Origin of the sequence: Streptomyces sp. NPDC059832 (assembly GCF_042731715.1) — a bacterium.
Classification (GTDB): domain Bacteria; phylum Actinomycetota; class Actinomycetes; order Streptomycetales; family Streptomycetaceae; genus Streptomyces.
Map to the genome: position 1 here is coordinate 358,553 of NZ_JBHWIY010000004.1, position 26,902 is coordinate 385,454.

At 70.1% G+C, this 26,902-nt stretch carries 19 protein-coding genes and 1 pseudogene; 14 read left to right on the top strand and 6 right to left on the bottom strand.

Annotation, left to right across the window (positions count from 1 at the left end):
• Positions 1 to 43 precede the first annotated feature (43 nt).
• The 3 genes from nhaA to ACFV8T_RS09510 form a co-directional block, all read right to left on the bottom strand.
• Positions 44 to 1,453, bottom strand: coding sequence for a Na+/H+ antiporter NhaA (gene nhaA / locus ACFV8T_RS09500; RefSeq protein WP_385326035.1), 1,410 nt, complete (start codon positions 1,451 to 1,453; stop codon positions 44 to 46).
• Between the two features lie 243 nt (positions 1,454 to 1,696).
• Positions 1,697 to 3,694: an acetate--CoA ligase gene (acs, locus tag ACFV8T_RS09505; RefSeq protein ID WP_385326037.1), complete on the bottom strand. Its 1,998-nt coding sequence runs from the start codon at positions 3,692 to 3,694 to the stop codon at positions 1,697 to 1,699.
• A gap of 165 nt (positions 3,695 to 3,859) precedes the next feature.
• Positions 3,860 to 6,508, bottom strand: coding sequence for a SulP family inorganic anion transporter (locus tag ACFV8T_RS09510; RefSeq protein ID WP_385326039.1), 2,649 nt, complete (start codon positions 6,506 to 6,508; stop codon positions 3,860 to 3,862).
• 283 nt (positions 6,509 to 6,791) lie between these two features.
• Here ACFV8T_RS09510 and ACFV8T_RS09515 point away from each other — a divergent pair, with 283 nt between their 5' ends.
• Positions 6,792 to 8,336: a hypothetical protein gene (locus ACFV8T_RS09515; RefSeq protein ID WP_385326251.1), complete on the top strand. Its 1,545-nt coding sequence runs from the start codon at positions 6,792 to 6,794 to the stop codon at positions 8,334 to 8,336.
• Here ACFV8T_RS09515 and ACFV8T_RS09520 read toward each other — a convergent pair.
• Positions 8,324 to 9,319: an ATP-binding protein gene (locus ACFV8T_RS09520; RefSeq protein WP_385326041.1), complete on the bottom strand. Its 996-nt coding sequence runs from the start codon at positions 9,317 to 9,319 to the stop codon at positions 8,324 to 8,326. The genes ACFV8T_RS09515 and ACFV8T_RS09520 overlap by 13 nt on opposite strands.
• 102 nt (positions 9,320 to 9,421) lie before the next feature.
• Between ACFV8T_RS09520 and ACFV8T_RS09525 the strand changes: the two genes are divergently transcribed.
• Positions 9,422 to 10,246, top strand: a complete 825-nt coding sequence (locus ACFV8T_RS09525; RefSeq protein WP_385326042.1) for an oxidoreductase — start codon at positions 9,422 to 9,424, stop codon at positions 10,244 to 10,246.
• A 569-nt stretch (positions 10,247 to 10,815) separates the two neighbouring features.
• Here the strand turns inward: ACFV8T_RS09525 and ACFV8T_RS09530 are convergent.
• The gene (locus ACFV8T_RS09530; RefSeq protein ID WP_385326044.1) at positions 10,816 to 11,655 is read right to left on the bottom strand and encodes an HAD family hydrolase; all 840 of its coding nucleotides are present in this window, start codon (positions 11,653 to 11,655) and stop codon (positions 10,816 to 10,818) included.
• Between the two features lie 565 nt (positions 11,656 to 12,220).
• Here ACFV8T_RS09530 and ssd point away from each other — a divergent pair.
• From ssd to ACFV8T_RS09565, 7 genes and pseudogenes are all read left to right on the top strand, one after another.
• Positions 12,221 to 13,282 carry a septum site-determining protein Ssd gene (gene ssd, locus ACFV8T_RS09535; protein ID WP_385326252.1) on the top strand — a complete coding sequence of 354 codons (1,062 nt, stop codon included), beginning with the start codon at positions 12,221 to 12,223 and terminating at the stop codon, positions 13,280 to 13,282.
• The gene (locus tag ACFV8T_RS09540) at positions 13,279 to 14,427 is read left to right on the top strand and encodes a TadA family conjugal transfer-associated ATPase (protein WP_385326046.1); all 1,149 of its coding nucleotides are present in this window, start codon (positions 13,279 to 13,281) and stop codon (positions 14,425 to 14,427) included. Before ssd ends, ACFV8T_RS09540 begins: the two co-directional genes overlap by 4 nt.
• Positions 14,424 to 15,305 carry a type II secretion system F family protein gene (locus ACFV8T_RS09545; RefSeq protein WP_385326048.1) on the top strand — a complete coding sequence of 294 codons (882 nt, stop codon included), beginning with the start codon at positions 14,424 to 14,426 and terminating at the stop codon, positions 15,303 to 15,305. The genes ACFV8T_RS09540 and ACFV8T_RS09545 overlap by 4 nt, the downstream gene beginning before the upstream one ends.
• Positions 15,302 to 16,102: a type II secretion system F family protein gene (locus ACFV8T_RS09550; RefSeq protein ID WP_385326050.1), complete on the top strand. Its 801-nt coding sequence runs from the start codon at positions 15,302 to 15,304 to the stop codon at positions 16,100 to 16,102. Before ACFV8T_RS09545 ends, ACFV8T_RS09550 begins: the two co-directional genes overlap by 4 nt.
• Positions 16,103 to 16,160: 58 nt before the next feature.
• Positions 16,161 to 16,361, top strand: coding sequence for a DUF4244 domain-containing protein (locus tag ACFV8T_RS09555; protein ID WP_385326052.1), 201 nt, complete (start codon positions 16,161 to 16,163; stop codon positions 16,359 to 16,361).
• Positions 16,348 to 16,770, top strand: a complete 423-nt coding sequence (locus tag ACFV8T_RS09560; RefSeq protein ID WP_385326054.1) for a TadE family type IV pilus minor pilin — start codon at positions 16,348 to 16,350, stop codon at positions 16,768 to 16,770. The genes ACFV8T_RS09555 and ACFV8T_RS09560 overlap by 14 nt, the downstream gene beginning before the upstream one ends.
• A pseudogene (locus ACFV8T_RS09565) lies at positions 16,767 to 17,171 on the top strand (Rv3654c family TadE-like protein); the annotation flags it as partial. The gene ACFV8T_RS09560 and the pseudogene ACFV8T_RS09565, both read left to right, overlap by 4 nt.
• A 43-nt stretch (positions 17,172 to 17,214) precedes the next feature.
• On the opposite strand, the gene ACFV8T_RS09570 reads toward ACFV8T_RS09565, so the two are convergent.
• Positions 17,215 to 19,848: a DEAD/DEAH box helicase gene (locus ACFV8T_RS09570; protein WP_385326056.1), complete on the bottom strand. Its 2,634-nt coding sequence runs from the start codon at positions 19,846 to 19,848 to the stop codon at positions 17,215 to 17,217.
• Positions 19,849 to 19,926: 78 nt separating this feature from the next.
• On the opposite strand from ACFV8T_RS09570, the gene ACFV8T_RS09575 reads away from it, so the two are divergent.
• The 5 genes from ACFV8T_RS09575 (at position 19,927) to ACFV8T_RS09595 (ending at position 26,894) form a co-directional block, all read left to right on the top strand.
• On the top strand, positions 19,927 to 20,280 hold the full coding sequence (locus ACFV8T_RS09575; RefSeq protein ID WP_003967428.1) for an STAS domain-containing protein: 354 nt from the start codon (positions 19,927 to 19,929) through the stop codon (positions 20,278 to 20,280).
• A gap of 624 nt (positions 20,281 to 20,904) precedes the next feature.
• A complete protein-coding gene (locus tag ACFV8T_RS09580; RefSeq protein WP_266417516.1) occupies positions 20,905 to 21,387 on the top strand; it encodes an ATP-binding protein in 483 nt (160 codons plus the stop codon).
• A gap of 332 nt (positions 21,388 to 21,719) precedes the next feature.
• Complete coding sequence (locus ACFV8T_RS09585) at positions 21,720 to 24,182, top strand: sodium-translocating pyrophosphatase (RefSeq protein ID WP_385326058.1); 2,463 nt, start codon at positions 21,720 to 21,722, stop codon at positions 24,180 to 24,182.
• A gap of 364 nt (positions 24,183 to 24,546) precedes the next feature.
• Positions 24,547 to 25,170 (top strand): small secreted protein, encoded by a 624-nt coding sequence (locus tag ACFV8T_RS09590; RefSeq protein ID WP_385326059.1) that lies wholly within the window; start codon positions 24,547 to 24,549, stop codon positions 25,168 to 25,170.
• A gap of 209 nt (positions 25,171 to 25,379) precedes the next feature.
• Positions 25,380 to 26,894 (top strand): methyltransferase, encoded by a 1,515-nt coding sequence (locus ACFV8T_RS09595; protein WP_385326061.1) that lies wholly within the window; start codon positions 25,380 to 25,382, stop codon positions 26,892 to 26,894.
• The last annotated feature ends 8 nt before the right edge of the window (positions 26,895 to 26,902 follow it).

Here is a 26,902-nt window from a genome sequence, read left to right on the forward strand (position 1 = left end):
GACTCCCTCTCCTGTTCTGCTGCTCAACACATCTGGTGTCAGATCATGCCGGACTGTCCGGCTTGCTGCTCGCTGCCCCCGCCAGTTCGGCAAGGCGGCGGTGTTCGGCCGCCTTCTTCTCGTGGATCGCGGCCATCCGCAGGTGGTACTCCGGGTCGTCCTGCTCGTAGATGTCCGGCACCCCGTCCTCGTCCTCGTCGAGCTCCTCCGCCTCGTGCAGTGCCCGGTATCTGCGTACCCGGAGTTTGAGCAGTACACCGGAGAGTACGGCGGCTGTCAGGGAACCGAGCAGCACGGCAGCCTTGATCTCGTTGATCATGTCCTCGTCGCCGGCGAAGGCCAGCTCACCGATGAGCAGCGAGACGGTGAAGCCGATCCCGGCGAGCGTGGCGACCGCGAAGACATCTGCCCAGGCCAGGTCCTTGTTCAGCTCCGCCTTGGTGAAGCGGGTGGCCAGCCACGTACCGCCGAAGATGCCCACGGTCTTGCCGACGACGAGGCCCAGGACGACACCGAGCGTCTCGGGCCGGGTGAAGACATCTGCCAGCGCGCCACCGGAGAGGGAGACACCGGCCGAGAAGAGGGCGAACAGCGGCACGGCGAGACCGGCCGACAGCGGGCGCATCAGATGCTCGATGTGCTCGCCGGGCGAGTGGGTCTCGCCGTCCCGCCGGGTGCAGCGGAGCATCAGGCCCATGGCGACACCGGCGATCGTGGCGTGGATGCCGCTGTTGTACATCAGGCCCCAGATGACCAGGGCGAGCGGTACGTAGATGTACCAGCCGCGCACGTTCCTGCGCAGCAGCAGGTAGAAGACGGCCAGCCCGACGAAGGCGCCGATCAGCGCCATGAAGTCGATCTTCTCGGTGAAGAAGACCGCGATGATCAGGATCGCGAAGAGGTCGTCGACGACGGCGAGGGTCAGCAGGAAGGCGCGCAGCGCGTTCGGCAGCGAGGTGCCGATGACCGCGAGTACGGCGAGCGCGAAGGCGATGTCGGTGGCGGTGGGGACGGCCCAGCCGTCCGTCGAACCTCCGCCGACCACGTTGACCAGGGTGTAGACGACGGCCGGAACCGCCATTCCGCACAGCGCGGCGACGACCGGGAGGACGGCGGCCTTGGGGTCGCGCAGTTCGCCCGCGACCAGTTCCCGTTTGAGCTCGACGCCCGCGACGAAGAAGAAGATCGCGAGCAGCCCGTCCGCCGCCCAGTGCGCCACGGAGAGGTTGAGGCCCAGCGACTCCGGCCCGAAGTGGAAGCCGCTGACGGACGCGTAACTGGAGCCGAAGGTGTTCGCCCACACCAGGGCGGCTATCGCCGCGACCAGCAGGATGACGCCGCCGACGGTCTCGGTGCGCAGGGCGTCCGCGAGGTAGTTCCGCTCGGGGAGGGACAGCCGCGCGAGAAAGGTGCGACGGGACGGAGACGGGGGTGCAGGAGTGGGCGCGGCCACGAGTGGAGACCTCCGGGTCGGTACGGCAGCGATGGCATGGCTGATGCACTTGCCGACCAGACTTCCCGGCACCCCTGTGGAGTTTTTTTATTACTTCATTGACGCAGCTGCCACTGTACCCGGGGTGTGCGGGCCTGTATCCGGTGATCTTCACCTTAAATGCCCGTGGGGCATCCGGCGCGTTGCCGGATGCCCCACGGGGACGTACTGCTGCTCGCTGTGGTCGGTCCTCGGAGGCTGTGGTCAGTCCTCGGAGGAGGACGACGGCAGCTGGGTCTGGATGAGGTCCATCACCGAGGAGTCGGTGAGCGTCGTGACATCGCCCAGCTCGCGGTTCTCGGCGACGTCGCGCAGCAGACGCCGCATGATCTTGCCCGAGCGGGTCTTCGGCAGCTCGGCGACCGGCAGGATCCGCTTCGGCTTGGCGATCGGGCCGAGCGTGGCACCGACGTGGTTGCGCAGCTCGGCGACGAGCTCGTCAGAGGCGTCGGCCGTACCGCGCAGGATCACGAAGGCGACGATGGACTGGCCGGTCGTCTCGTCGGCGGCACCGACCACGGCTGCCTCGGCGACCGAGGAGTGCGACACGAGCGCCGACTCGACCTCGGTGGTCGAGATGTTGTGCCCGGACACGAGCATCACGTCGTCGACCCGGCCGAGCAGCCAGATGTCGCCGTCCTCGTCCTTCTTGGCGCCGTCGCCCGCGAAGTACTTGCCCTCGAAGCGCGACCAGTAGGTGTCGATGAAGCGCTGGTCGTCGCCCCAGATGGTGCGGAGCATCGACGGCCACGGCTCGGTGAGCACGAGGTAGCCGCCCCCGCCGTTCGGAACCTCGTTGGCCTCGTCGTCGACGACCGTGGCCGAGATACCGGGCAGGGCGCGCTGGGCGCTGCCCGGCTTGGTCTCCGTCACGCCCGGCAGCGGCGAGATCATCATCGCGCCGGTCTCGGTCTGCCACCAGGTGTCCACGATCGGGCACTTGTCGGCGCCGATGTGCTTGCGGTACCACATCCACGCCTCGGGGTTGATCGGCTCACCGACCGAACCGAGGATCCGGAGACTGCTCAGATCGAACTTGGCGGGGATGTCGTCACCCCACTTCATGAACGTGCGGATCGCGGTCGGTGCGGTGTAGAGGATCGTGACGCCGTACTTCTGCACGATCTCCCAGAAACGCCCCTGGTGCGGGGAGTCGGGCGTGCCCTCGTACATGACCTGTGTCGCGCCGTTGGCCAGCGGGCCGTAGACGATGTACGAGTGGCCGGTCACCCAGCCGATGTCGGCGGTGCACCAGAAGACGTCGGTCTCCGGCTTGAGGTCGAAGACCGCGTTGTGGGTGTACGCCGCCTGCGTCAGGTAGCCGCCGGAGGTGTGCAGGATGCCCTTCGGCTTACCCGTCGTGCCGGAGGTGTAGAGGATGAAGAGCGGCTGCTCCGCCTCGAAGGCCTCGGGGGTGTGCTCGGCGGACTGCCGGCCGGTGATCTCGTGCCACCAGACGTCGCGGCCCTCGGTCCACGCGGTGTCCTGGCCGGTGCGCTGCACCACGAGGACGTGCTCGACGCTGTCGATACGGGAGACGGCGTCGTCCACGGCGGGCTTGAGCGCGGACGGCTTGCCGCGGCGGTAGCCGCCGTCGGCGGTGATGACGACCTTGGCGTCCGCGTCCTGGATGCGGGCCGCGATGGCGTCGGCGGAGAAGCCGCCGAAGACCACCGAGTGCGCGGCGCCGATGCGGGCGCAGGCCAGCATCGCGATGGCGGCCTCGGGGATCATCGGCAGATAGACGGCGACCCGGTCGCCCTTGCCGACACCGAGCTCGATGAGCGCGTTGGCGGCCCGGGAGACCTCGTCCTTGAGCTGTGCGTAGGTGATGGCGCGGCTGTCGCCGGGCTCGCCCTCGAAGTGGATGGCGACCCGGTCGCCGTTGCCGGCCTCGACGTGGCGGTCCACGCAGTTGTACGCGACGTTGAGCTTGCCGTCCGCGAACCACTTCGCGAAGGGCGGGTTGCTCCAGTCGAGCGTCTCGGTCGGCTCCGTGGCCCAGGTCAGGCGACGGGCCTGCTCGGCCCAGAAGCCCAGCCGGTCCGCCTCGGCCTGCTCGTACGCCTCCGCCTTGACGTTGGCGTTCGCGGCCAGATCGGCAGGCGGTGCGAACCGCCGCTCCTCACGAAGCAGATTGGCCAAGCTTTCGTTGCTCACGACATCTCCCATTCCCAGGGTGTCCGTTGTGTCCCGGGGCATAGCTCATCAGGCCAAAGGCCGGGTGACAAGTGTCTGCCCGGAATTGGTTTAGACCTGTGTCTCGTGTATGGAGACACGGTCCCGCGCCCGCATGCGATGCCGGCGAGGTGCGGCGCGGTGCGGAGACAGGACCACAAGGTCTCACGGACCCGGGGTGAAGGTGGTTCAGACGCCGGTCCGTTCCAACTCGCCGGAACCGGCGGGATCGCCGGGGCCCACGCGATCGAAGACCTCGTCGAGCTCCAGCCCGCTGCTCGCCCCCTCGGTCAGCAGATAGGCCTGTGCCTCGCCCACATGGAAGTACATGCCGTGCAGCCGGAGCGTACCTTCGGCGAGCCGCCGCGACACCGATTCGTGAGCCCGCAGATGGTCCAGCTGCTGGACCACATTGGTGAGGCAGAGCTGCTCCAGCGCATCGGTCGGCAGCCGTCCGGAGATCCGGGCCCAGGCGTGGTGCCGGGATGCCATCCGCTCCAGGCTCGGCAGCCCATGTCTCAGCCACCGCCACAGGGACGTGGGCGGAGTCTCCGGGTCCGGCCCGGTGCCGAGCAGTGCCTGCATCGCGCCGCAGCCGGAGTGCCCGCAGACGGTGATGGACTCCACCTTCAGTACGTCCACCGCGTACTCGATCGCTGCGCCCACCGAGTCGTCACCCGACTCGGCGTTCGGCAGGGGCACCAGATTGCCGACGTTCCGCACGGTGAACAGGTCACCCGGGCCGCTCGCCGTGATCATGCTGGTGACCAGGCGGGAGTCCGCGCAGGTGATGAAGAGCTGGGACGGGCGCTGACCCTCGACGGCCAGCCGGGCCAGCTCCTCGCGCACCAGCGGAGCGGTGTTGCGCTGGAACGAACTCAGGCCGTTGATCAGCCGATTGCCGCCGACCCGGCGGGCAGTGCCGGAGTGCGAGTCGGCCGTTCGGCCGGGGAGGTGGTGGGCTGCGGGGGCCGGGCCAGGAGTGGACTCGGGGCGGGGACCGGAGGTGGGGGTAGGGGAGAGGGCGTGGTCAGGCGTGAATGTGGGTGTGGGCGTGGAAGTGGAAGTGCTGTGGGTCGTGTCGTGGGATGTGCCGAGGTGGGCGCTGTTGAAGGGGGTGTCGAGGCCGTGGTCGGCTTCGGGTGCGGGGCCGGGCCCGTCGTGGCAGTGATGGTTGCGCCATGGTGTCCAGGGGCGGCAGCAGGAGTGCGCCGCCGAGGCGGGCTCGGCGATCCGGCCACCGGACCTGCCGGTGAACACGACCCTGCCGCCGTGGGCGGTCTGGGCAGTGCTCCAGTCCTGGATCGCCTCGTACGCCGCATGGTCCATGAAGAAGCCGTCCAGTTCGACGACGGCATCCCCGCCCTGGGGCAGCTGGCCCAGCGTACGGCTGAGCCGGGGAACCGCGAGGAACGTCAACTGTCCTCGTACGACGACCAGATGCTGTCCGTCCTGATCGGTAACCGTGATCCGGGTCCGGGCCAGCCGGTGCAGGGCCACCGCCACCGCCACCGCGATGCCGATCGCCACACCCTTCAGTACGCCGAAGAGGACCACGCCGGTGATCGTCGCCCCGTACACCAGGAATTCGCGGTGCTTATGGACGTTGCGGATGTGGGCGAAACTCACCATCTGGATACCGACCATCATCACCAGTGCGGCGAGCGCGGCCAGCGGGATCCACTCCAGCACGGTGACCAGCAGTCCGGTGGCGAGCAGCACCCAGACGCCGTGGAGCACGGTGGAGGCGCGCCCGGTCGCCCCGGCGCGTACGTTCGCCGAGCTGCGCACCGCTCCGCCGGACACGGCCAGCCCGCCCACCAGCCCGGACAGGGTGTTGGCGATGCCTTGGGCGCGCAGCTCACGGTCGAGATCGGAGCGTCTGGCTGGCGGTGTGGGCGGTGTGGGCGAGGCGGGTGAGTCGGGCGATGTGGCCGGAGCCGAGGGCGAGGGCGCGGCCGACAGCTTGTCCACGGCCACCGCGGCGAGCAGCGACTCCAGGCTGGCCACCAGCATCACCGTGAACACGGCTGTGGCCAGGGCGAGTACGGGGCCGTGCGGCATCTCCGGCAGGGCATGCGAGCGCCAGGACGGCAGATCGACCCGGGCGATTCCGGGGGCGACGATCGCAGCCACAGCCGTAGCGGTCACCACCGCGGCGAGAGCGGCCGGAATCCGTCGTACAGCACGCCCGATGTGGCCCGGAATCCGCGGCCACAGGACCAGGACGGTGATGGTCAGCATGCCGATGAGCGGGGCGGCCGGGCCCACCCGGCCCAACTGGTCGGGGAGCGCCAGGGCGTTGGCGACGGCTGAACTCTGCGGCGAGCCGCCGAGCACGATGTGCAGCTGGGCGAGTGCGATGGCCACGCCGATGCCGGCGAGGGTGCCATGGACGATGGCGGGGCTGACGGCGAGGGCGCTGCGGGCCGCCCGCAATGAGCCCAGCAGGATCTGCAGAAGCCCGGCGCCGATGGTGATCGCGCAGGTGGTGCGCCAGCCATAGATCTGGATCAACTCGGCTGTGACCACGGTCAGTCCGGCGGACGGGCCGCTGACCTGGAGAGGGGTGCCGCCGAGCAGTCCGGCGACGATGCCGCCGATCGCGGCGGAGATGAGGCCGGCCTCCAGCGGGGCGTCCATGGCGACGGCGAGACCGAGCGACATGGGGACGGCGAGCAGGAAAACCGTGATCGATGCGGACAGATCGGCGCCCGCGATGCGGAATCGTCCACCGCGCGATGGTGGCGGACTGTGTGGTCGTTTGACTCCCGAGGCGCGCGGTGGGCGCGAACTGCGGGATGTGCGGTTGTGACGAGTGGGGACGCAAGCAGACATGTTCCCGTCTCCTCCGGGGCAGCGCGGTCGCGGAATGTGGGGTCGCGGCCATGGGTCACGGCGTGCAGCGGCGGGATTTCTCAACTCTCAGTAAACAGATCGTAATGGAGAGTAAAGATCTGTGTCCACGCTTGAGGTCAAATGGACCGTTTGACCACCCATTCAAGTGAATAGGCATCTTTCCATTCGGCCTGTCGTGCTGATCCGACGGAGCCGTGTGCGAACTTGACCGCGCCGTGTCGGCACTTCGACGCGAATGACCTGCAAGGAAGAGGGTGGGCGGATGGTGGCCGCCACGACGAGAGTCGCCGCGAAGAGAGTCGTGACGAGGCGAGGTGCCGCGAGGAAGGCTGCCGCCGGGCGGGCCGCCCTGGGCGTCGTGGCTGTCGCGCTGACTGCGGGAGTGGCCGGGTGCTCCTCCGATGCCGGCCGCGGAGCCGCCGGACCGGAGGCGGCGAAACAGGCCGCCGGGGCGAAGAAGAATGCCCCTGAAGCCGCGCCCAAGAGCGTTTTCCGGCTGATCGGTGACGGTTCCACCGCCTTCACCGGCAGTCAGCCGAAGCAGCCCGTGCCCAAGCGTCTGGCGCCCGGTCAGAAGCCCCCGCAGTTCGTGGTGTTCTCGTGGGACGGCGCAGGCGAGGACAGCCAGAAGCTGTTCTCGCACTTCCGCGAGGTCGGGAAGAAGTACCACGCGAACATGACGTACTTCCTCAGCGGCGTCTACATGCTGCCGGAGGGCAAGCGGGAGCTCTACGACCCGCCGAAGCACGACGTCGGCAGCTCGGACATCGGCTTCAACGACACCGAGGGAATCCGGAACACCATCACCCAGGTGCGCGGGGCCTGGGAGGACGGTGACGAGATCGGCACCCACTTCAACGGGCACTTCTGCGGTCCCGAGGGCGGCGGCGACTGGTCCGTCGATCAGTGGAAGAGCGAGATCAGCCAGGCCAAGTCCTTCGTGAAGAACTGGAAGACCAACGACCCCGGCCTCGAAAGGGAGAAGCCGCTCCCCTTCGACTACGACAAGGAGCTCGTCGGCGGCCGCACCCCCTGCCTGGAGGGGCAGAAGAACATGGTGGCCGCGGCGCGGACGATGGGCTTCCGTTACGACTCCAGCGGGGTCAACAACCAGGTCTGGCCCAAGAAGAGGGGCGGCATCTGGGACCTCTCGATGCAGCTCGTCCCCGTGCCGGGCCGGGCCTTCGAGACCCTTTCGATGGACTACAACTTCATGTTCAACCAGTCCGGTACGACGCAGGGCGACCCGGACCAGCACAAGTACTGGGGCAACCAGATGCGCGACGGTCTGCTCCAGGCCTTCGACCGCTCGTACGACGGGAACCGCGCCCCGCTGATCATCGGCAACCACTTCGAGTCCTGGAACGGCGGCACCTACATGCGCGCCGTCGAGCAGACCATCGCGAGGGTCTGCACCAAGGAGGGTGTGCGCTGCGTGTCCTTCCGGCAGCTGGCCGACTGGCTGGACGCGCAGGACCCGGCGACGCTGGCGAAGCTCGGCACGCTCGACGTCGGCCAGTCACCCGAGAAGGGATGGACCGCGTTCCTCGACGGAGCGGAGACTTCCGGGGCCGGGCGGCGGGGGCCGCCAAGCGTGACCAGGGAACCGGCGAGCGCGGCCGCTGAGCTGAGCGGCCTTCGGCTGCGGCCGGCGCGTCGTGCGCCGGACGGGCCGGGCAGCAGGGCCGCGCGTCGGGTACCGGACGGGTCGGAGAGCCGATCCCGTCCGGCGCCCGAGGATGCAACGGCTCCCGGCGGGGAGACACGAACCCTTCCGGCGGGGGTACCGAGAGCTCAGGCGGGCTGAGCGGCGCCGTCCTGCGCGTACCGCTCGTCGAGAACGAAGGCGGGGTCGACCTGGGCGGCCAGGTCGGCGCCCGTCTTCTCGTTGCCCCAGCTCTCCGCGTTCTTCAGATGGAAATGCACCATCTGCCGCGTGTAGCGCCCCCAGTCCCGCTGCTCGTACGAGTCCTCCGCGGCATTCTGCAGCGCCTGCAGAGCCATCCGGTTGTCCGCTTCCAGCAGCTCGAAGCGAGCGGGGCGACCTTTCTCCATCGCCCGTACCCAGTCGGAGTGCCCGACGCTGACCAGCAGGTCGTCGCCCACCTCGGCGCGCAGGAACTCCAGATCGTCCTCGCCCTGCACCTTGTTGCCGATGACCTTCAGCGCGACCCCGAAGTCCCGCGCGTACTCCTTGTACTGGCGATAGACCGAGACGCCCTTACGGGTCGGTTCCGCGACCAGGAACGTCATGTCGAAGCGGGTGAACATCCCCGAGGCGAAGGAGTCCGAACCCGCTGTCATGTCAACGACGACATAGTCGTCGGGACCGTCGACGAGATGGTTGAGGCAGAGCTCGACCGCGCCGACCTTGGAGTGGTAGCAGGCCACGCCCAGATCCGACTCGGTGAACGGCCCGGTGGCCATCAGCCGGATCTCCCCGTCGTCGAGCCGGACCGCACGGGCGCACGCGTCATAGATCGGGTTGTTCTCGCGGACCCGCAGCAGCCGGGAGCCCTCACCGGGCGGAGTCGTCTTGATCATCGTCTCGCTGGAGGCGATACGGGGGTTGCTGCCGCGCAGATACTCCTTGATCAGAGGCAGGTGCGCTCCCATGGCGGGCAGCGCGGCGGCCTCCTGGTCGTCGAGGCCGAGCGCGGCCCCGAGGTGCTGGTTGATGTCGGCGTCCACCGCGACGACATGGGCTTCATTGGCGGCGAGGTGGCGGATGAAGAGCGAGGACAGCGTCGTCTTGCCGCTGCCGCCCTTCCCCACGAAAGCGATCTTCATGTTCACCTAGGGTAGCGGGATGATTGCGGTCTGCTGTCGCACTTCGTGAAGAAGGCCACTCCCGGGCGGTATCGGCGCAGCGGGCGCGTAGCCTCGTTACCTATGAGTACGACTGCCTCTGATCCGCTCGCCGCCCTCGGCACCCTGCCGGGCGTCGCTGATGCGGTGGACTCCGTACGCAAGGCCGTCGACCGGGTCTACGGTCACCGCGTCATGCGGCGCCGCAGCAATGAGGTCACCGCGGAAGCTGCGCTGCGCGGCGCCCGTGGCTCGGCGGCGTTGTCGGGAGCCGACTGGAATCTGGAGGAGGTGCGCCGGCGTACCGACTTCAGCGGTGATGGTGAGGCGCATGTGGTCGGGGCGGCCCTGAGGCTGACTGCCGAAGCGGGTCAACTGCTCTCCATCTGGCGGCAGTCACCGCTGCGGGTGCTGGCACGGCTGCATCTGGTCGCGGCCGGCGGGGCGGCACCGGACGATGCTGTCGGCCGGCCGAGGCTGGCGGGCGAGCTTGTGAACGAGCCGCTGGTCGAGGCGCCGCTTCCGGATGCCGACGAGGTGGCCGGACGGCTGGAGGGACTGTCCGGGCTGATTCTTTCGGGTACTTCGGCGCCCGCGCTCGTGATGTCGGCGGTCGTGCACGGTGAACTGCTGGCACTGCGCCCCTTCGGCTCGTACAACGGCCTCGTGGCGCGGACCGCTGAGCGGATCGTGCTGATCGGGAGCGGTCTCGACCCCAAATCGATCTGCCCCGCCGAGGTGGGCCATGCCGAACTGGGGCGGGCGGCGTACGTCGCGGCGTTCGAGGGTTATCTGTCGGGAACGCCGGACGGGATGGCGGCCTGGATCACGCACTGCGGACGCGCCGTGGAGCTGGGCGTCAGGGAGTCGACGGCGGTCTGCGAGGCGCTGCAACGCGGAGCCGCGTAACAGTGGAGCCCGGGTATCAGTGGAGCCGCGCAAGAGGGGAGCAGCCGGAGCGGCCGGAGTGCTGTGGTGAGCTCGACATCGTGTGTGCGTCGCGGTGTGTTTCGCGATAAAGCCACCGAAGTAACTCCATCGCGGTAACTCCACCGAATTGTCTTCACCGCGTCGACTTCGGGGCCCGACAAAAGGGTTGCGGCGGTACCGTCCTCGGTACCGCCGCTGGCATGTCTACCCAGTTACCATGCGTCCTCGATATATGCCCATCAGGTCGGGATGCTTTGCCCGTTCCCTGGTGCGGCTGGCCCGTAATCGACGGGTCGACGTCGCGTGGGTGCTCGGTTTTCATGCTCGGTCCGTGGGGCCGTCTCTGCGTTACAGGTAATCCTCTCGGATGTCCTTGGTCTCGCGGGCCGTTGAGTCATTTGTACTCCAGAGCCGGGGTGAGCGGTAGTGCTGGCCCTACTTCTTTACTTTTCGGTTCAATTACGGGCGAGTTGGATAATTCGACGCCGGCCTGGTCGGCGTACGCCGTACCGCTGTCCGGAGCGTGCGTCGGGCGGAGCCGTCGTACGTCAGGCGGAGCCCGTGGTGGCGCGGCGGCGGGAGGTGTACCAGACCAGCCCTGCCGTGACGGCGGCTGCGCCCACCGCTGCCGCCGCGACCAATGCCGGACGTGGCGGCAGCGAGAACGTGGGCAGCCGCTGCTTGAGCCGGACCGGTCGGTCGAAGACGAGAATCGGCCACTCGCGCAGGGTTGCTTCGCGCCGCAGCGCACGGTCCGGATTGACCGCGTGCGGATGGCCGACCGACTCCAGCATCGGTACATCCGTGGCGGAGTCGCTGTAGGCGTAACAGCGTGAGAGGTCATACCCCTCCGACACCGCGAGGGCCCTGATCGCCTCGGCCTTGGTCGGCCCGTACGCGTAGTACTCGACTTCGCCGGTGAAGCAGCCGTCGTCGCCGACGACCATTCGGGTGGCGACGACCCGGTCGGCGCCGAGCAGCTCGCCGATCGGTTCGACGACCTCGGCGCCCGAGGTCGAAACGATCACCACATCGCGTCCGGCGGTGTGGTGCTCCTCGATGAGCGTCGCCGCTTCGTCGTAGATGATGGGGTCGATCAGATCGTGCAGGGTCTCGGCGACGATTTCCTTCACCTGCTGGACGTTCCAGCCCTTGCAGAGCGCCGAGAGATATTCCCGCATCCGCTCCATCTGGTCGTGATCCGCACCCCCGGCAAGGAACACGAACTGTGCGTACGCAGTGCGCAGTACAGCGCGGCGGTTGATCAGTCCGCCTTGGTAGAAGGACTTGCTGAAGGTCAGTGTCGAAGACTTCGCAATGACCGTCTTGTCCAGGTCAAAGAAGGCGGCTGTGCGCGGCAAGAAGCGGTTTTCCACAAGGCAGAGCATAGGGGGACATCATTCGGCGTAAACTCTGGCGCGTGGGTTTGCCTGAGAAGGCTCTCGGGTACACCATGGAAGTCACGGATCGTTCGCGACCGTGCTAACCCGGTCCGGCTCCTCCCCCCCCGAGTCGGCCGTGGGGACGACCCCCGCTCTCCCCCCCGGCGGGGGTCGTCGCATGTCCGGACGCGTTTCTGCCGTTCGGAATCAAGCATTCCGCCTCCATTTCGGCCGCGACGGCCCGCTTCTCGTTCCGTCCCCCATCACCATGACTCGTCACGGTGCGTAGCGGAAGTGCTGCGCTCCGGAAGTCGCCGGTATGGGCGACGGAGATATTCACAACGGTGGAGTTGTCCACAGTTTTCGAGCAAGATCCACAAGATTTTCCGAAGCGCTGCACGGTGATTCCACCGCGAAGTCCGCGGGTTGTGGAATCGCCGATCCCGGAACGCTCCGAGATCACCGCGAACCGCGATGAAGGTGCAGTGGGAAGGGGGCGGAGATCGTGGCCGAGTCCATCGCACGGGATCGTCTGCCGGCCGCCGGAGCGCGGCGGGGCGGACCGCTGATCGTGACCGAGGATGTGGAACTGCTCGATGATCTGCTGCGGCTGTGTGCGGCCGCTGGAGCGGAACCGGAAGTTCATCACTCGCTGCCCGAGAACAGAGGCAGTTGGGAGCAGGCTCCGATGGTTCTCGTGGGCGACGATGCCGCCCAGCGATGCCGAGGGGCGGTGCGCAGGCGGGGTGTGATGCTCGTCGGCCGGGATCAGGACGCCCCGGACGTCTGGCGCCGCGCCGTGGAGATCGGGGCCGAATATGTGCTGAGGCTGCCCGATTCGGAGAGCTGGCTCGTCGACCAGATCGCCAATGCGGCGGAAGGCGTGGGCCGGCCGGCGCTCACCGTGGGAGTGATCGGCGGACGGGGTGGCTCCGGTGCGTCCACACTGGCCTGCGCCCTCGCGGTGACCGCGGCGAGGGCCGGGCGGCGGACCATGCTGATCGACGGTGACCCGCTCGGCGGCGGCATCGATGTGCTGCTCGGTGGCGAACGGGCCGAGGGGATGCGATGGCCGGATTTCGCCCACTCCAAAGGGCGGGTCGGCGGGGGAGCGCTGGAGGAATCGCTGCCGGCGCTGCATGGGCTGCGCGTCCTCAGCTGGGGCCGCGACGACTGGGTGGTCATCCCGCCGCAGGCCATACGGGCCGTGCTGGCAGCCGCACGCCGGCTCGGCGGGGTGGTGGTCGTCGATCTGCCGCGCCGGGTCGACGAGTCGGTGGCCGAGGCGCTCGCGCAGTTGGACCTCGGGCTGTTGGTGGTCCCGGGGGAGCTTCGCGCGGTAGCGGCGGCGAAGCGTGTGGCGTCCATGGCCGGGATGGTCCTGGACGACCTGCGGGTGGTGTCTCGCGGGCCGTACGCGGCGGGCCTCGACGAACGGTGGGTGGCGCAGGCGCTGGGGCTGCCACTCGCCGGTGAACTCCCGCTCGACGCAGGGCTGTCGGCCGCTCAGGACGGTGGTACGCCGCCGGGCGGCAGCGTGCGCGGTCCGCTGGCCAGGTTCTGCGCGGCGTTCTGGGAGCGGGCGCTCGCTCCGGAGGGCGCGGGGGGACGCGCCGCCGGAGGTGCGTCATGACGGAGGCGCTGCTCGATGCCGTACGACAGCGGCTGGCCCAGAACGGCACGGCCCCGACGCCGGCCGGGGTCGCGGCCGCGCTGCGGGCCCAGGGGCGGCTGCTCGGGGACGCCGAAGTGCTCGGTGCGGCCGATGAGTTGCGCGGCGAGCTGGTCGGGACCGGGGTGCTGGAGCCGCTGCTGGCCGACCCGGCGGTGACGGACGTGCTGGTCTCCGCGCCGGACCGGGTGTGGGTGGACCGGGGCGGCGGGCTAGAACTCACCGGGGTGACCTTCACGGATGCCGCCGCGGTGCGCAGGCTGGCGCAGCGGCTGGCCGCCGTGGCGGGGCGACGGCTGGACGACGCCCGCCCCTGGGTGGACGCGAGGCTGCCGGACGGCACCCGTATGCATGCCGTGTTGCCGCCGGTGTCCGTCGGCTCGACGTGCCTGTCGCTGCGGGTGGTGCGGCCCAGGGCCTTCTCGCTGACGGAGCTGGTCGCGGCCGGGACGGTGCCGCCGGGCGGTGACCGGGTGCTGCGGGCCCTGGTGGAGGCCCGGGTCTCGTATCTGATCAGTGGAGGGACGGGGGCCGGGAAGACGACTCTTCTGTCGAGTCTGCTGGGCGCGGTCGGGGAGCGGGAGCGAATCGTGCTCGCGGAGGACTCGGCGGAGCTGCGGCCGGACCATCCCCATGTGGTGCGCCTGGAGTCGCGCCCCGCCAACCAGGAGGGGGCGGGCCGGGTGACGCTCCGGGACCTGGTGCGGCAGGCGCTGCGGATGCGGCCCGACCGGCTGGTGGTCGGGGAGGTGCGAGGTGCCGAGGTCACCGAACTCCTGGCCGCTCTGAACACCGGCCACGAAGGCGGCTGCGGGACGGTTCACGCCAATGCGGCCGAGCACGTACCGGCCCGTCTGGAGGCACTGGGGACGGCGGCGGGACTGGACCGGACGGCGCTGCACAGCCAGCTGGCGGCCGCGCTGTCGGTGGTGGTCCATCTCGTGCGGGACCGGGCCGGACAGCGGCGGATCGCCGAGGTGCAGGTTCTGGAGCGGGACGCGGCGGGGCTCGTGGTGACCGTGCCCGCGCTGCGCTGGGGCACCGATGGGTTCGGGCGGGAGCGGGGCTGGGGGCGGCTGCGGTCGCTGATCGGGGGTGCGCCGTGACCGGAGGTGCGCCGACGGGGCTGTCGGCGGGCGCGGGCTGTGCGGTGGTCCTGTGCGTCGGGGCGGCGGCCTGGCTGATGGCGGCGCAGGACCACGGGCGGCGGAGGGCCCGGGTGCTCTTCGCCGACGGGGCGGTTCGGTCGCCGCTGCGTGCGTGCTGGGAGCGGACCGGGGCGCGGGCACGGGAGTGGTCGGGAGAGCGGCGGGAGTGGCTCTGCCTTCCGGTGGCGTTGGTCGTCGCAGTGCTGGGGGAGTCGGTGTTGCCGCTGCTGGCCGGTGCTGTGGCGGTGCCGCTGGTACGGCGGTGGCTGCGGAGGCGGGCCCGGGGCAAGGAGCGGGAGCGCCGGGCGGCCGGGGTGGTGGCGCTGTGCGGCGCGGTCGTGGGTGAGCTGCGGGCCGGACACGAACCGGGTCAGGCGTTGCTCGTCGCCGTCCGCGGCACCGGGGTGATGGGGGCGGCGGAGGCCGGTGTGTCTGCCGCGGCGCGATTCGGTGGTGATGTGCCGGGGGCGCTCGGGCAGGCGGCACGGGAGCCGGGTCTGGACGGTCTCGCCGGGGTGGCGGCCTGCTGGCGGGTGGCGGCCGACGGTGGGGCCGGGCTCGCGGCGGGGCTGGACCGCCTGGAGGGCGCGTTGCGGGCCGAGCTGCGCAGACGGGAGGAATTACGGGCCCAACTGGCGGGCGCCTGGTCGACGGTGGCCGTGCTGGCACTGCTTCCGGTGCTGGGTCTGGGGCTGGGGGCGGCGCTCGGGGCCGATCCGCTGAGGGTGCTGTTGCACACTCCGGCCGGGCTCGTCTGTCTGGCGACGGGCGGAGTGCTTGAGGCGGCCGGGCTCTACTGGGCCGGCCGGATCGTACGGGCGGGGGAGGCGGCATGAGCGCGGTCACCGGCGAAGCCGTCCACCGGGTGGCGGCGGTGTGCGCGGTGCTGAGCGCGGTCGCTTGTCCGGCCCTTGTGCTGGCAGGACTGCGACGGAGGCGGACAGTGCGCCGCCGGGGCGCGGTGCTGCTGGCGGTCGGCTCGCCGAAGGGTCGGCGCGGGCGGGGGCACGCGGCATTCGGCGCCCGGACGAAGGAGTGGATCGCGCCACTGGGCGCTGTGGCGGCGGGCTGGGTCCTGATCGGCGGCCTGCCTGGGTGCGTGGCGGGGCTCGTGGGAGCGTACGGCGCCTGGCGGTGGCAACGGGCCCGAGGCGGACGCGAATTGGGGGCAGGGCCCGCGCAGATGGCGGAGGCCGCACGCCAGCTCCCGCTGGCGGCCGACCTGTTGGCGGCCTGCATCTCCGCCGGGGCCGGGCCCCGGGAGGCTGCCGAGGCGGTGGGGGAGTCGCTCGGCGGGCCGGTCGGCGTGCGCCTGGCGCGGACGGCCGCGGAGATCCGTCTCGGTGGTGAACCTGGGGAGGCCTGGGGGCGGTTCGGGGAGATACCGGGTGCAGGTGCGCTGGCCCGCTGTCTGGACCGGGCGGGGTCGACCGGAGCTCCGGCGGCGGAGCCGGTGGCTCGGCTGGCCGAGGCTATGCGGGCCGAGCGTGCGAGTGCGGCCGTGGCGCGCGCCCAGCGGGCAGGCGTGGCGATGACCGCCCCCGTCGGACTCTGCTTTCTGCCCGCTTTCCTGGCGGTCGGGGTGGCGCCGGTGGTGATCGGTCTGGCGACCGGGCTGCTTCACACCGGATGACCGAAAAGTATGAGTAAAAATCCATTCAGTATGAATTAAGAATTCCACGGGGGTTGAAATGGTGCGGCGAATCAAGAACTGGGTGCGCGGCATGGCATGCCGAGTCCGGTCGGACAGCGGAATGACGACATCCGAATATGCGGTGGGGACGATCGCCGCCTGTGCGTTCGCGGCGGTGCTCTACAAGGTGGTCACCAGCCAGCCGGTCATGTCCGCACTGCAGTCGCTGTTGAAGGACGCGCTCGATGCGAAGTTCTGAGAGCGGCCCCGGGGCGCTCGCCGGAGGGCGTTCGCGTATCGGGGGCGGGCGAGCCGGGGCCCGAAGGGATCGGGGCGCGGTGACTGCGGAAGCGGCCATGGCGATTCCGGCGCTGGTGGTGTTCGCCCTGGCGTTGGTCTGGGCGCTGATGGCCGCCTCCGCCCAGATCCGGTGCGTGGACGCGGCGAGGGCCGGGGCGAGGGCGGCGGCCCGTTCGGAGCCGGAGGCGCAGGTGCTGGAGGCCGCCCGTTCGGCGGCACCCGACGGGGCCGAAATCGCGATGGAGCGGGCCGGGGAGCTGTGGCGGGTACGGGTGGCGGCGTCGATGCCGGGGCCGGGCCCGCTGGCACTGACGCTTCACGCGGAGGCGGCGGCACTGGCCGAGGACACGGTAGGGGGGACGCAATGACCCGGACGGTCCGGACGGTCGAGACGGGACGTGCAGCCGCCCTCGCATGGCTGCGTGCCACTGCCCATGCGCGGCTGCGTGCCGCTGTCCTTGCACGGCTGCGTGGTGTTGCCCTTGTGCGGCTGCGCAGGAGCAGGGAGTCGGCGGACGGGGACAGGGGCCTGGCCACGGTGTGGGTGGCGATGACCACGGTCACGCTGTGCGCGGTGTTCGCGGTCGTGCTGGCCCTCGGGCAGGTGGTGGCCGTCCGGCACCGGGCGGGCGGTGCGGCGGACCTGGCGGCCCTGGCCGCGGCCGACCGGGCCCTGCAAGGCCCTGGGGCGGCGTGTGGGGCCGCCGGGAAGGTGGCCGCGGCACAGGGAGCCGTGGTGGTCCGGTGTGCGGTGCGCGGGGAGATCGCCGATGTGACGGCCCGGGTGAGTTTCGGGCCGTACGCACCGGCGGTCAGGTCGAGGGCCGGCCCTCCGGCGGCTGCTCCCGGCTCTCCCGGGCCGCCGCCTCCGACCCAGCCTCCTCCGGCACCATCGGCTCCGCAGGGCTCGGCTCCGGCCGCGCCACCTCCGCCTCCAACGGCTCCGCAGGGCTCGTCTCCGCCTCCGGTGGCTCCGCAGCGACTGGCTTCCCCGGGTCCGGAGGTGCGGATCGCAGGAGTTCGGTGAGGAGGCGTACGGCACCGCGTTTGTGCAGTGGCTCGTTGCCGTTGCCGCACTTGGGGGACTGGACGCAGGACGGGCAGCCCGCATCGCATTCGCAGGACGCGATCGCCTGGCGGGTCGCGGTCAGCCACGTACGGGCGGTGTGGAAGGCCCGCTCGGCGAATCCGGCACCGCCCGGGTGGCCGTCGTACACGAAGACCGTGGGCAGCAGGGTGTCCGGGTGCAGGGGCACGGAGACGCCGCCGATGTCCCACCGGTCGCAGGTGGCGAAGAGCGGCAGCATCCCGATCGACGCGTGCTCCGCTGCGTGCAGGGCGCCGCCCAGGATCTCCGGGTTGATGCGGGCGGCGTCGAGCTGGTCCTCGGTGACCGTCCACCAGACGGCGCGGGTGCGCAGCGTGCGGGGCGGCAGGTCCAGTTTGGTCTCGCCGAGGACCTCGCCGGTGATCAGTTTGCGACGCAGGAAGGAGACGACCTGGCTGGTGACCTCCACGGAGCCGTAACAGAGCCGCCCGTCACCCCACGGGATCTCGGTGTCGGTCTCCAGGACGGCGATGGAGGTGGTGTCGCGTGCGGTGGTCGAGTACGGCGGGCCGGCCTCCTCGACCAGGGCCACCGAATCCTCCAGGTCCAGCTTCCGGACCAGGTAGGTGCGGCCCTGGTGGAGGTGGACGGCGCCCTCGTGGACGGCGGTGTGCGCGGCCGATTCGTCGACGGTGCCCAGCAGCCGGCCGGTGCCCTCCTCGACGATCTGGACGGGGCGGCCGCCCTCGCCGCGGATGTCGGTGAGGTCGGCGGCGCGCTCGCGGCGGGTCCAGTGCCAGCCCGATGCCCGTTTGCGGAGCAGTTTCGCGGCCTCCAGCTGCGGCAGCAGTTCGGCCACGGCCGGGCCGAAGAGCTCCAGGTCCGGCTCGGTGAGGGGGAGCTCCGCCGCGGCGGCGCACAGATGGGGGGCGAGGACGTACGGATTGTCAGGGTCGAGGACGGTCGACTCCACAGGCTGCTGGAACAGCGCCTCGGGATGGTGGACGAGGAAGGTGTCCAGCGGGTCGTCGCGGGCCACCAGGATGGCCAGGGCGCCCTCCCCGGAGCGCCCGGCGCGGCCCGCCTGCTGCCACAGCGACGCCCTGGTGCCGGGGTAGCCGGCGATGACGACGGCATCGAGGCCGGAGACGTCGATGCCGAGTTCGAGGGCCGTGGTGGCGGCCAGTCCGAGCAGTTGCCCGGAGTGCAGGGCGCGCTCCAGGGCGCGGCGTTCCTCGGGGAGGTAGCCCCCGCGGTAGGCGGCGACCCGGGCCGGCAGCGAGCGGTCCACCTCGGCGAGGCGCTCCTTCGCGATGACGGAGATCAGCTCGGCGCCGCGCCGGGAGCGTACGAAGGCGACCGAGCGGACGCCCTGGACGGTGAGATCGGTGAGGAGGTCGGCGGTCTCGGCGGTGGCGGTGCGTCGGACAGGGGCGCCCTTCTCGCCGTGCAGGTCGGTCAGGGGCGGCTCCCACAGCGCGAAGACCAGCTCGCCGCGGGGCGAGGCGTCGTCGGCGACCTCCTTGACCGGGAGGCCGGTGAGGCGGCCGGCCGCGACCGAGGGGTCCGCCGCGGTGGCGGAGGCGAGGAGGAAGACCGGATAGGCGCCGTAACGGGCGCACAGGCGCCGTAGACGGCGTATCACCTGGGCGACGTGGGAGCCGAAGACACCGCGGTAGGTGTGGCACTCGTCGATGACGACGAAGCGCAGGGCGCGCAGGAAGGAGGACCAGCGGGGGTGGGACGGGAGTATTCCGCGGTGCAGCATGTCGGGGTTGGTCAGGACATAGTTGGCGTACTGACGCACCCATTCGCGTTCCTCGACCGGAGTGTCGCCGTCGTAGACCGCGGGCCTGATGGCGTTGCCGAGCGGTGCCGCGAGCTGCTTCACGGCACGCCTCTGATCGGCGGCCAGGGCCTTGGTGGGGGCCAGGTACAGGGCGGTGGCGCCCCGGCCGTTCGGGGCCTCGGAGCCGTCGAGCAGGGCGCTGAGGACCGGGGCGAGGTAGGCGAGCGACTTTCCGGACGCCGTGCCGGTGGCGATGACCACGGATTCGCCGTCCAGGGCGTGCTCGGCGGCGGCCGCCTGGTGCGCCCACGGGTGATCGATTCCGGCCTGGTGGATCGCAGCGACGACTTCCGGCCGGATGCGATCGGGCCAGATGGCATGGGTTCCCGCACGCGGGGGCAAGTGCTCCGTATGAGTGATGCGCGCGGACCGGCCCGCCACTGCGGCGAGCCGGTCGAGGACCATGGCGGGAGAGGGTCTGGGGTCGCTGTTCCCGGGTGGTCGACTGGGGCGGTGATTCTTGGCCATCGGGACCGAGTGTGTCACTGGCGTGACGGACAATGGTCCCAAGGCGTCGTGCATGGCTGCTGGTAAGTGATTGAATGCCATCGCGGCTGGCGATCCGTTCCCTGGCTCCGCCGGGGAGACCGAGGGGCGACCGCTCGATAGCAAGGTGCTGGAGGATCCGTGGACCTGTCCTTGTCGACTCGCAATGTGTCCGGCCCTGGTGGCGACCGTACGGTCGTCGAGGTCGGTGGCGAGATTGATGTGTATACCGCGCCCAAGCTGCGCGAGCAGTTGGTCGAGTTGGTGAATGACGGCAGCTACCACCTGGTTGTCGACATGGAAGGCGTCGACTTCCTCGACTCCACCGGCCTCGGCGTGCTCGTGGGTGGCCTGAAGCGTGTCCGGGCCCATGAGGGCTCGCTGCGTCTGGTCTGCAACCAGGAGCGCATTCTCAAGATCTTCCGGATCACTGGTCTGACCAAGGTGTTCCCGATTCACACCACGGTCGACGAGGCCGTTGCGGCCACCGACTGACAGTCGGCCCGGGTCGGTCCGCCATGCGGATCGGCCGAAGGCCGGTTCGGCACCCAGCCGGCGCACCAGCTGCCCGCCAGGCGGCCGGTGCGACGTGGGCGTGCCTCATGGCGGATTGCCATGAGGCGGACCGATCGGCCGGTCGGACAGTCGACCGGCCGGGCGACCGGAGGATCGGGTAGCCGGGTGACCGGCGCCCCGAACGGCCGGACAATCCGACCGAACGGTGTTCGATCGGACCGGACGGTGTTCGACGGGATGCGGGCCAGTCGGCCGGTGATCCGTCGTTCGGTCGTCCGTCGTTCGGTCTTCCGTCGGCCGGGCGTCCGGTGATCGGCCGCTCGTGAGTGGCCCGGCTGCCGGACGGAGGCCTGTCGGCAGGTCGGCGGCTCTGTCTCGGCCGGCTGTGCGTCGGTCGGCCGTACGTCGGCTCCGGTCGGATGTCCGGTGGCCGACGACACGACCAACGAACAGTCGGGGCCGACGAAGCCATCGGTTCGGGCAGAAAAGCCGTCGGTTCCGGAAGAAGACCGGAAGAGACCAGAACAAAAGAAGAAGAGCAGGGACAGCGGGCAGCGCGCCCGGGACCCTGGGATGCACGCCCGTACGTCTGAGGGGGATCGCATGACCACCGTTGAACTCCGCTTCAGCGCCCAGCCCGAACACGTCAGGACGGCCCGCCTCGTGGCAGCCGCCGTGGCGCGCCGGGCAGGGGTCGACGAAGCCGTGCTCGACGAGGTCAGACTCGCTGTCGGTGAGGCCTGCAGTCGCGCAGTCGGGCTGCATCGCAGCCATGGCATCACCGCCCCCGTCTCCGTCGTCCTGAACGAGGAGGAGAAGTCCTTCTCCGTCGAGGTCGGCGACGAGGTGCCCGGACCGGGGGACGATCCCGCTCTCGGCGGACCCGTCGGAGCCTCCGCGACACGCGGCGCCACGCCCGGCGCGGGGCTCGATGAACCGGATCACGAGAGTGACGCCGGTGGCGAGGACGAGATGGGTCTCGCGGTCATCAGTGGCCTTGTCGATGATGTGGAAGTCAGATCGGGAGCCAACGGCGGAGTGATCCGCATGAGCTGGCCGAAGACGCCCATGACGGTGCAGCCCTGACGATGCCGCCCCTGCTCCCCTGAGGCGCCACAGGCGCCATGGGCGGCCGGCCTGCCCCGGTCCGGCCGAATCCCTTCCCCGATCCATTTCTTGATCCGTCTTTTGAGGCCCTGCTCAGCGGGGCCTTTTTCATTTGTGCGTGATCATTTATGCGTGATCAATGATCTACGGAAAATGTGCCTGCCCCATTACTGCATTCGGGTCTGTCCGGGAGTGCGATCATTTACCGATCGGCTGGTGAAGGTCAATTACATTTACGGCGCACTGTTTTGATCAGCTCCCGCTCCCTACAATCCGTCCACGTCTTGAGCGCTGAGCGTCAAGGAGGACGTATGGCGGAGTTCTTCAACACCCCACTGGCAGGACCGGCGCAAGATTCCGCATTTTCCGCACCTTCCGGCCGATCCACTTCTCTGGCGGCCGCGGTTCTCACCGATGACAATCGCGTCATCGTGATCGTCGTCGCGGTCGTCGCAGTCGCCGCCCTGGTCGTCGCCAGACTGCTGGTGCGCCAGGTGCTGGCGGCCGGCGAGGGCACCGACCGCATGAAGGAGATCGCGGCCGCCGTCCAGGAAGGCGCGAATGCCTATCTGGCCCGGCAGCTGCGCACCGTCGGCATCTTCGCCGTCGTGGTCTTCTTCCTGCTTCTGCTGCTACCGGCCGACAACTGGTCACAGCGCGCGGGCCGTTCGTTGTTCTTCCTGGTGGGTGCGCTTTTCTCGGCGGCCACCGGATACATCGGGATGCGGCTTGCGGTACGCAGTAATGTCCGTGTGGCCGCTGCTGCGCGTGAGGCGACTCCCGCGGAAGGCGAGCCGGAAAAGGATCTCACCGCCGTTTCGCACAAGGCGATGAAGATCGCATTTCGTACCGGCGGCGTGGTCGGCATGATCACCGTGGGCCTCGGCCTGCTCGGCGCGTCCTGTGTCGTGCTCGTCTATGCCGCCGATGCCCCGAAGGTGCTGGAGGGCTTCGGCCTCGGTGCCGCACTGATCGCCATGTTCATGAGGGTCGGCGGTGGCATCTTCACCAAGGCGGCGGACGTCGGCGCCGACCTCGTCGGCAAGGTCGAACAGGGCATCCCGGAGGACGATCCGCGCAACGCGGCCACCATCGCCGACAACGTGGGCGACAACGTCGGTGACTGCGCCGGAATGGCGGCCGACCTCTTCGAGTCGTACGCCGTGACGCTCGTCGCCGCGCTCATCCTCGGCAAGGCAGCCTTCGGTGACTCCGGACTGGCCTTCCCGCTGATCGTTCCGGCGATCGGCGTGGTCACCGCGATGATCGGCATCTTCGCGGTCGCCCCGCGGCGCGCAGACCGCAGCGGAATGACCGCCATCAACCGCGGATTCTTCATCTCCGCGGTCATCTCGCTGGTGCTGGTGGCCGTGGGCGTCTTCGTCTACCTGCCGTCCTCGTACGCCGATCTGGACGGTGTCACCGACAGCGCCATCACCTCGCACGGCGGCGACCCGCGGATCTTCGCCCTGGTCGCCGTCGCCATCGGCATCGTGCTGGCCGCTCTGATCCAGCAGCTGACCGGCTACTTCACCGAGACCAGCCGGCGCCCCGTCAAGGACATCGGCAAGTCCTCGCTGACCGGCCCGGCCACTGTCGTACTCGCCGGTATCTCCATCGGTCTGGAGTCCGCCGCCTACACGGCGCTGCTGATCGGCCTGGGCGTCTACGGGGCGTTCCTGCTCGGCGGTACGTCGATCATGCTGGCGCTCTTCGCGGTGGCCCTGGCGGGGACCGGGCTGCTCACCACCGTCGGTGTCATCGTCGCCATGGACACCTTCGGCCCGGTCTCGGACAACGCCCAGGGCATCGCCGAGATGTCCGGTGACGTCACGGGCGCCGGCGCGCAGGTCCTCACCGACCTGGACGCCGTCGGCAACACCACCAAGGCCATCACCAAGGGCATCGCCATCGCCACCGCCGTCCTGGCGGCGTCGGCGCTCTTCGGTTCGTACCGCGACGCGATTGCCACGGCGGTCGACGGCGTGGGGGCCAGGGCCGGGGAGATGACGCTCAGTCTGGACATCTCGCAGCCCAACAACCTGGTGGGCCTGATCCTCGGCGCCGCGGTCGTCTTCCTCTTCTCCGGTCTTGCGATCAACGCGGTGTCGCGGTCGGCCGGGGCCGTGGTCTACGAGGTGCGGCGGCAGTTCCGCGAGCACCCCGGGATCATGGATTACAGCGAGAAGCCGGAGTACGGTCGCGTCGTCGACATCTGCACCAAGGACGCCCTGCGCGAGCTCGCCACGCCCGGCCTGCTGGCCGTCCTGGCGCCCATCGCCGTCGGCTTCACGCTCGGTGTCGGAGCACTCGGTTCCTATCTCGCGGGCGCCATCGGAACCGGCACCCTGATGGCGGTCTTCCTCGCCAACTCCGGTGGTGCGTGGGACAACGCCAAGAAGCTCGTCGAGGACGGTCACTACGGTGGCAAGGGCAGCGAGGCCCATGCCGCGACCGTCATCGGCGACACGGTCGGAGACCCGTTCAAGGACACGGCAGGGCCGGCGATCAACCCCCTGCTCAAGGTGATGAACCTGGTCGCCCTGCTCATCGCCCCGGCGGTGGTGCAGTTCAGCTACGGGCAGGACGCGAGCGCCGGCGTGCGCGCGGTGGTGGCGGTGCTCGCCGTCGCGGTCATCGTCGGCGCGGTCTATGTCTCCAAGCGGCGTGGGATCGCCGTGGGTGACGGAGAGGATCCCGGTGACGGGGACGGGGACGGGGACGGAGGAGGCGACAGGCCGGCCAAGTCGTCCGGCCAGGCAGCCGTTTCGTGAGCCCGCGGCCGGGGTGGATCGGTGAGACATGACCGACCCCGGCTCAATGAGCGGGCGGGCGGGGCATTCTGATGCTCCGTCCGCCCGGTCGCATCTCGGCCGCCATGCCGGTCCGTCGTCGGCCTGTCACTGATCTGTGTGCCCGATCCGTACACCTGATCTGTATGCCTGATCTGTAAGCCGTTCGTGTGCTTGTTCGTGCGTGTGTTCCTGAGCTTCGAGGGCTGTGTGGGTGAGTTGTATCTCCCTCATTTCCCTTGGTGCAAATGGCTACAAAAGGCCACTCATCGGACGCCCGGCACCCGGACGGAGGGCGCCCGCCGTGTAAGTTCCGGGGCCGAGAGCCTTGGAAGGGACCGATCCGGTGAACAAGAAGCTTGCGGCCACGCTGTCCGGCGGCGCGGTACTGGTACTTACGCTGTCGGGCTGCAGCAGCGACGACAACAGCGACAAGGTGAACGGCTGGGCCAAGAAGGTCTGCGACCAGGTCCAGCCCCAGCTCCAGAAGATCGCGAACGCCAACGCCGCCATCCAGCAGCAGACCGCGGACAACAGCAAGCCCGCCGACGTCCAGAAGACAGACTCGGCCGCCTTCCAGCAGATCTCGCAGGCGTACAAGGCACTGGGCGCGGCAGTCGACTCCGCCGGGCCGCCGCCGGTCGACAGCGGCGAGACCACGCAGAAGGAGGCCGTGAAGGAGCTCGACGCGTCCTCCGCGGCGTACGCGAACCTGCAGAAGAAGGTCGACGCCCTGGAGACGAAGGACCAGGCGAAGTTCGCCGATGGGCTCAAGGGCATCGCGGACGAGCTGAACAAGATCAGCACCAGTGGTGACGAGGCGCTGAAGAAGCTTCAGTCCGGCGAGGTCGGCACCGCGATGGCGAAGCAGAAGGGCTGCCAGAAGCCGACGGCCTCGGTGCCGCCGAAGGCCGACACGGCGCCGTCCGGGGCCACGTCGCCGGCCGCCTCGCCCAGCAAGAAGGCGTGACCGGGCGGCAGCAGCGGTTGTCGTGACGCGCGGTCGGTCGCGCCGGAGGCACGGTCGCGCCGATGACCTGCCACACCGGTGGCCTGCTGTGCCGATGACCGGTCGCCCCGATGATCTGCCGCGCCGATGACGGGTTGCGGGGACGGCCCGGCTGCCCCGATGGGCGCCGGGCCGCTGCCGTTGTCAGTGGGAGCGGCCACAATGGGTGGGTGAGTACGACCAGTCTCCCCGTGCCCGACCGTTCGCCCCGGCTCCGCGAAGCCCTGCTTGCCGCCGCCTTCACCGCCGACGGGCTCCTCGACCTGCTCGGCGCGCCCGCCTACGCCGCGCTCGCCCGCAGCGAGACGGTCCCGGCGCTGCGCGCCACCCGGGGCGACTCCCCGCTCGACACGCTGGTGCGGCTCTTCCTGCTCCAGCACCCCGTTCCGTACGAGCGGGCCCGTGCCGCGCTCCCGCTGGCCGAGTGCGTCGAGGACGGCTGGGTGACCCACGTCGGCGACGAGGTGCGGGCCACGGTCGACGTCCGGCCGTACAGCGGGCCCGAGGGGCAGGACTGGTGCATCGTCTCCGACCTGGGCTGTGCGGTCGGTGGCGCGGGCGGCATCGGTTCGCGCGAGGAGGGCGTGGTCCTGGGCGTCGGCGGGGCGTCCACCACGCTCGCCGGGATCACCGTCCGTACGCCTGTCGCCTCCGCGCTCGACATCGGCACGGGCTCCGGCATCCAGGCGCTGCACGCCTCGCAGCACGCCACCCGGGTCACGGCCACCGACCTCAACCCGCGCGCGCTGGACTTCACCCGGCTGACGCTCGCGCTGTCCGGCGCGGCCCCGGCCGAGCTGCACCAGGGCTCGCTGTACGAACCGGTCGGCGCCGAGACGTACGACCTGATCGTCTCCAACCCCCCGTTCGTCATCTCCCCCGGCGCCCGCCTCACCTACCGCGACGGCGGCATGGGCGGCGACGACCTGTGCCGGACCCTGGTGCAGCAGACGGGCGACCGGCTGAACGAGGGCGGATACGCCCACTTCCTCGCCAACTGGCAGCACGTCGAGGGCGAGGAGTGGCAGAACCGGCTGAGTTCCTGGGTCCCGCACGGCTGCGACGCCTGGATCGTGCAGCGCGAGGTCCAGGACGTCACGCAGTACGCGGAGCTGTGGCTGCGCGACAGCGGCGACCACCGTACGGACCCCGCCGAGTACGCCGCGCGGTACGACGCCTGGCTGGACGAGTTCGAGGCCCGCAAGACCAAGGGCGTCGGCTTCGGCTGGATCACCCTGCGCAAGTCCGCCGCAGCCGCCGCCGGCAATCCGTCCGTCGTCATCGAGGAGTGGCCGCACGCGGTGGAGCAGCCGCTCGGACCGGCCGTCGAGGCCCACTTCGCCCGTCAGGACTACCTCCGCGAGCAGGACGACGCGGCGCTTCTGGCCGGGCATTTCACCCTGGCCGCCGAGGTCGTGCAGGAGCAGGTCGGCCTGCCGGGCGCGGAGGACCCGGAGCACGTGGTGCTCCGTCAGAACCGGGGCATGCGGCGCGCGACGAAGGTCGACGCCGTCGGCGCCGGCTTCGCGGGCGTGTGCGACGGGACGCTGCCCGCGGGCCGGATCCTCGACGCGATCGCCCAGTTGATGAACGAGGACCCGGTGCTGCTGCGTGACCGGACCCCGCAGGCGATCCGGCTGCTGGTCGAGGAGGGCTTCCTGGATCCGGTTCATCCGGCGGGCTGATCGCCCCG

Bases quoted from the DNA above. Each gene is read 5' to 3' on its own strand.
- ACFV8T_RS09550 (WP_385326050.1), top strand. From the start codon at position 15,302: ATGAGCGCGGTCACCGGCGAAGCCGTCCACCGGGTGGCGGCGGTGTGC.
- ACFV8T_RS09525 (WP_385326042.1), top strand. From the start codon at position 9,422: ATGAGTACGACTGCCTCTGATCCGCTCGCCGCCCTCGGCACCCTGCCG.
- ACFV8T_RS09580 (WP_266417516.1), top strand. From the start codon at position 20,905: ATGACCACCGTTGAACTCCGCTTCAGCGCCCAGCCCGAACACGTCAGG.
- ACFV8T_RS09560 (WP_385326054.1), top strand. From the start codon at position 16,348: ATGCGAAGTTCTGAGAGCGGCCCCGGGGCGCTCGCCGGAGGGCGTTCG.
- ACFV8T_RS09540 (WP_385326046.1), top strand. From the start codon at position 13,279: ATGACGGAGGCGCTGCTCGATGCCGTACGACAGCGGCTGGCCCAGAAC.
- ACFV8T_RS09570 (WP_385326056.1), bottom strand. From the start codon at position 19,848: ATGGCATTCAATCACTTACCAGCAGCCATGCACGACGCCTTGGGACCA.
- ACFV8T_RS09520 (WP_385326041.1), bottom strand. From the start codon at position 9,319: ATGAAGATCGCTTTCGTGGGGAAGGGCGGCAGCGGCAAGACGACGCTG.
- ACFV8T_RS09530 (WP_385326044.1), bottom strand. From the start codon at position 11,655: ATGCTCTGCCTTGTGGAAAACCGCTTCTTGCCGCGCACAGCCGCCTTC.
- ACFV8T_RS09585 (WP_385326058.1), top strand. From the start codon at position 21,720: ATGGCGGAGTTCTTCAACACCCCACTGGCAGGACCGGCGCAAGATTCC.
- acs (WP_385326037.1), bottom strand. From the start codon at position 3,694: ATGCCCCGGGACACAACGGACACCCTGGGAATGGGAGATGTCGTGAGC.
- ACFV8T_RS09555 (WP_385326052.1), top strand. From the start codon at position 16,161: ATGGTGCGGCGAATCAAGAACTGGGTGCGCGGCATGGCATGCCGAGTC.
- ACFV8T_RS09515 (WP_385326251.1), top strand. From the start codon at position 6,792: ATGGTGGCCGCCACGACGAGAGTCGCCGCGAAGAGAGTCGTGACGAGG.
- ACFV8T_RS09510 (WP_385326039.1), bottom strand. From the start codon at position 6,508: ATGTCTGCTTGCGTCCCCACTCGTCACAACCGCACATCCCGCAGTTCG.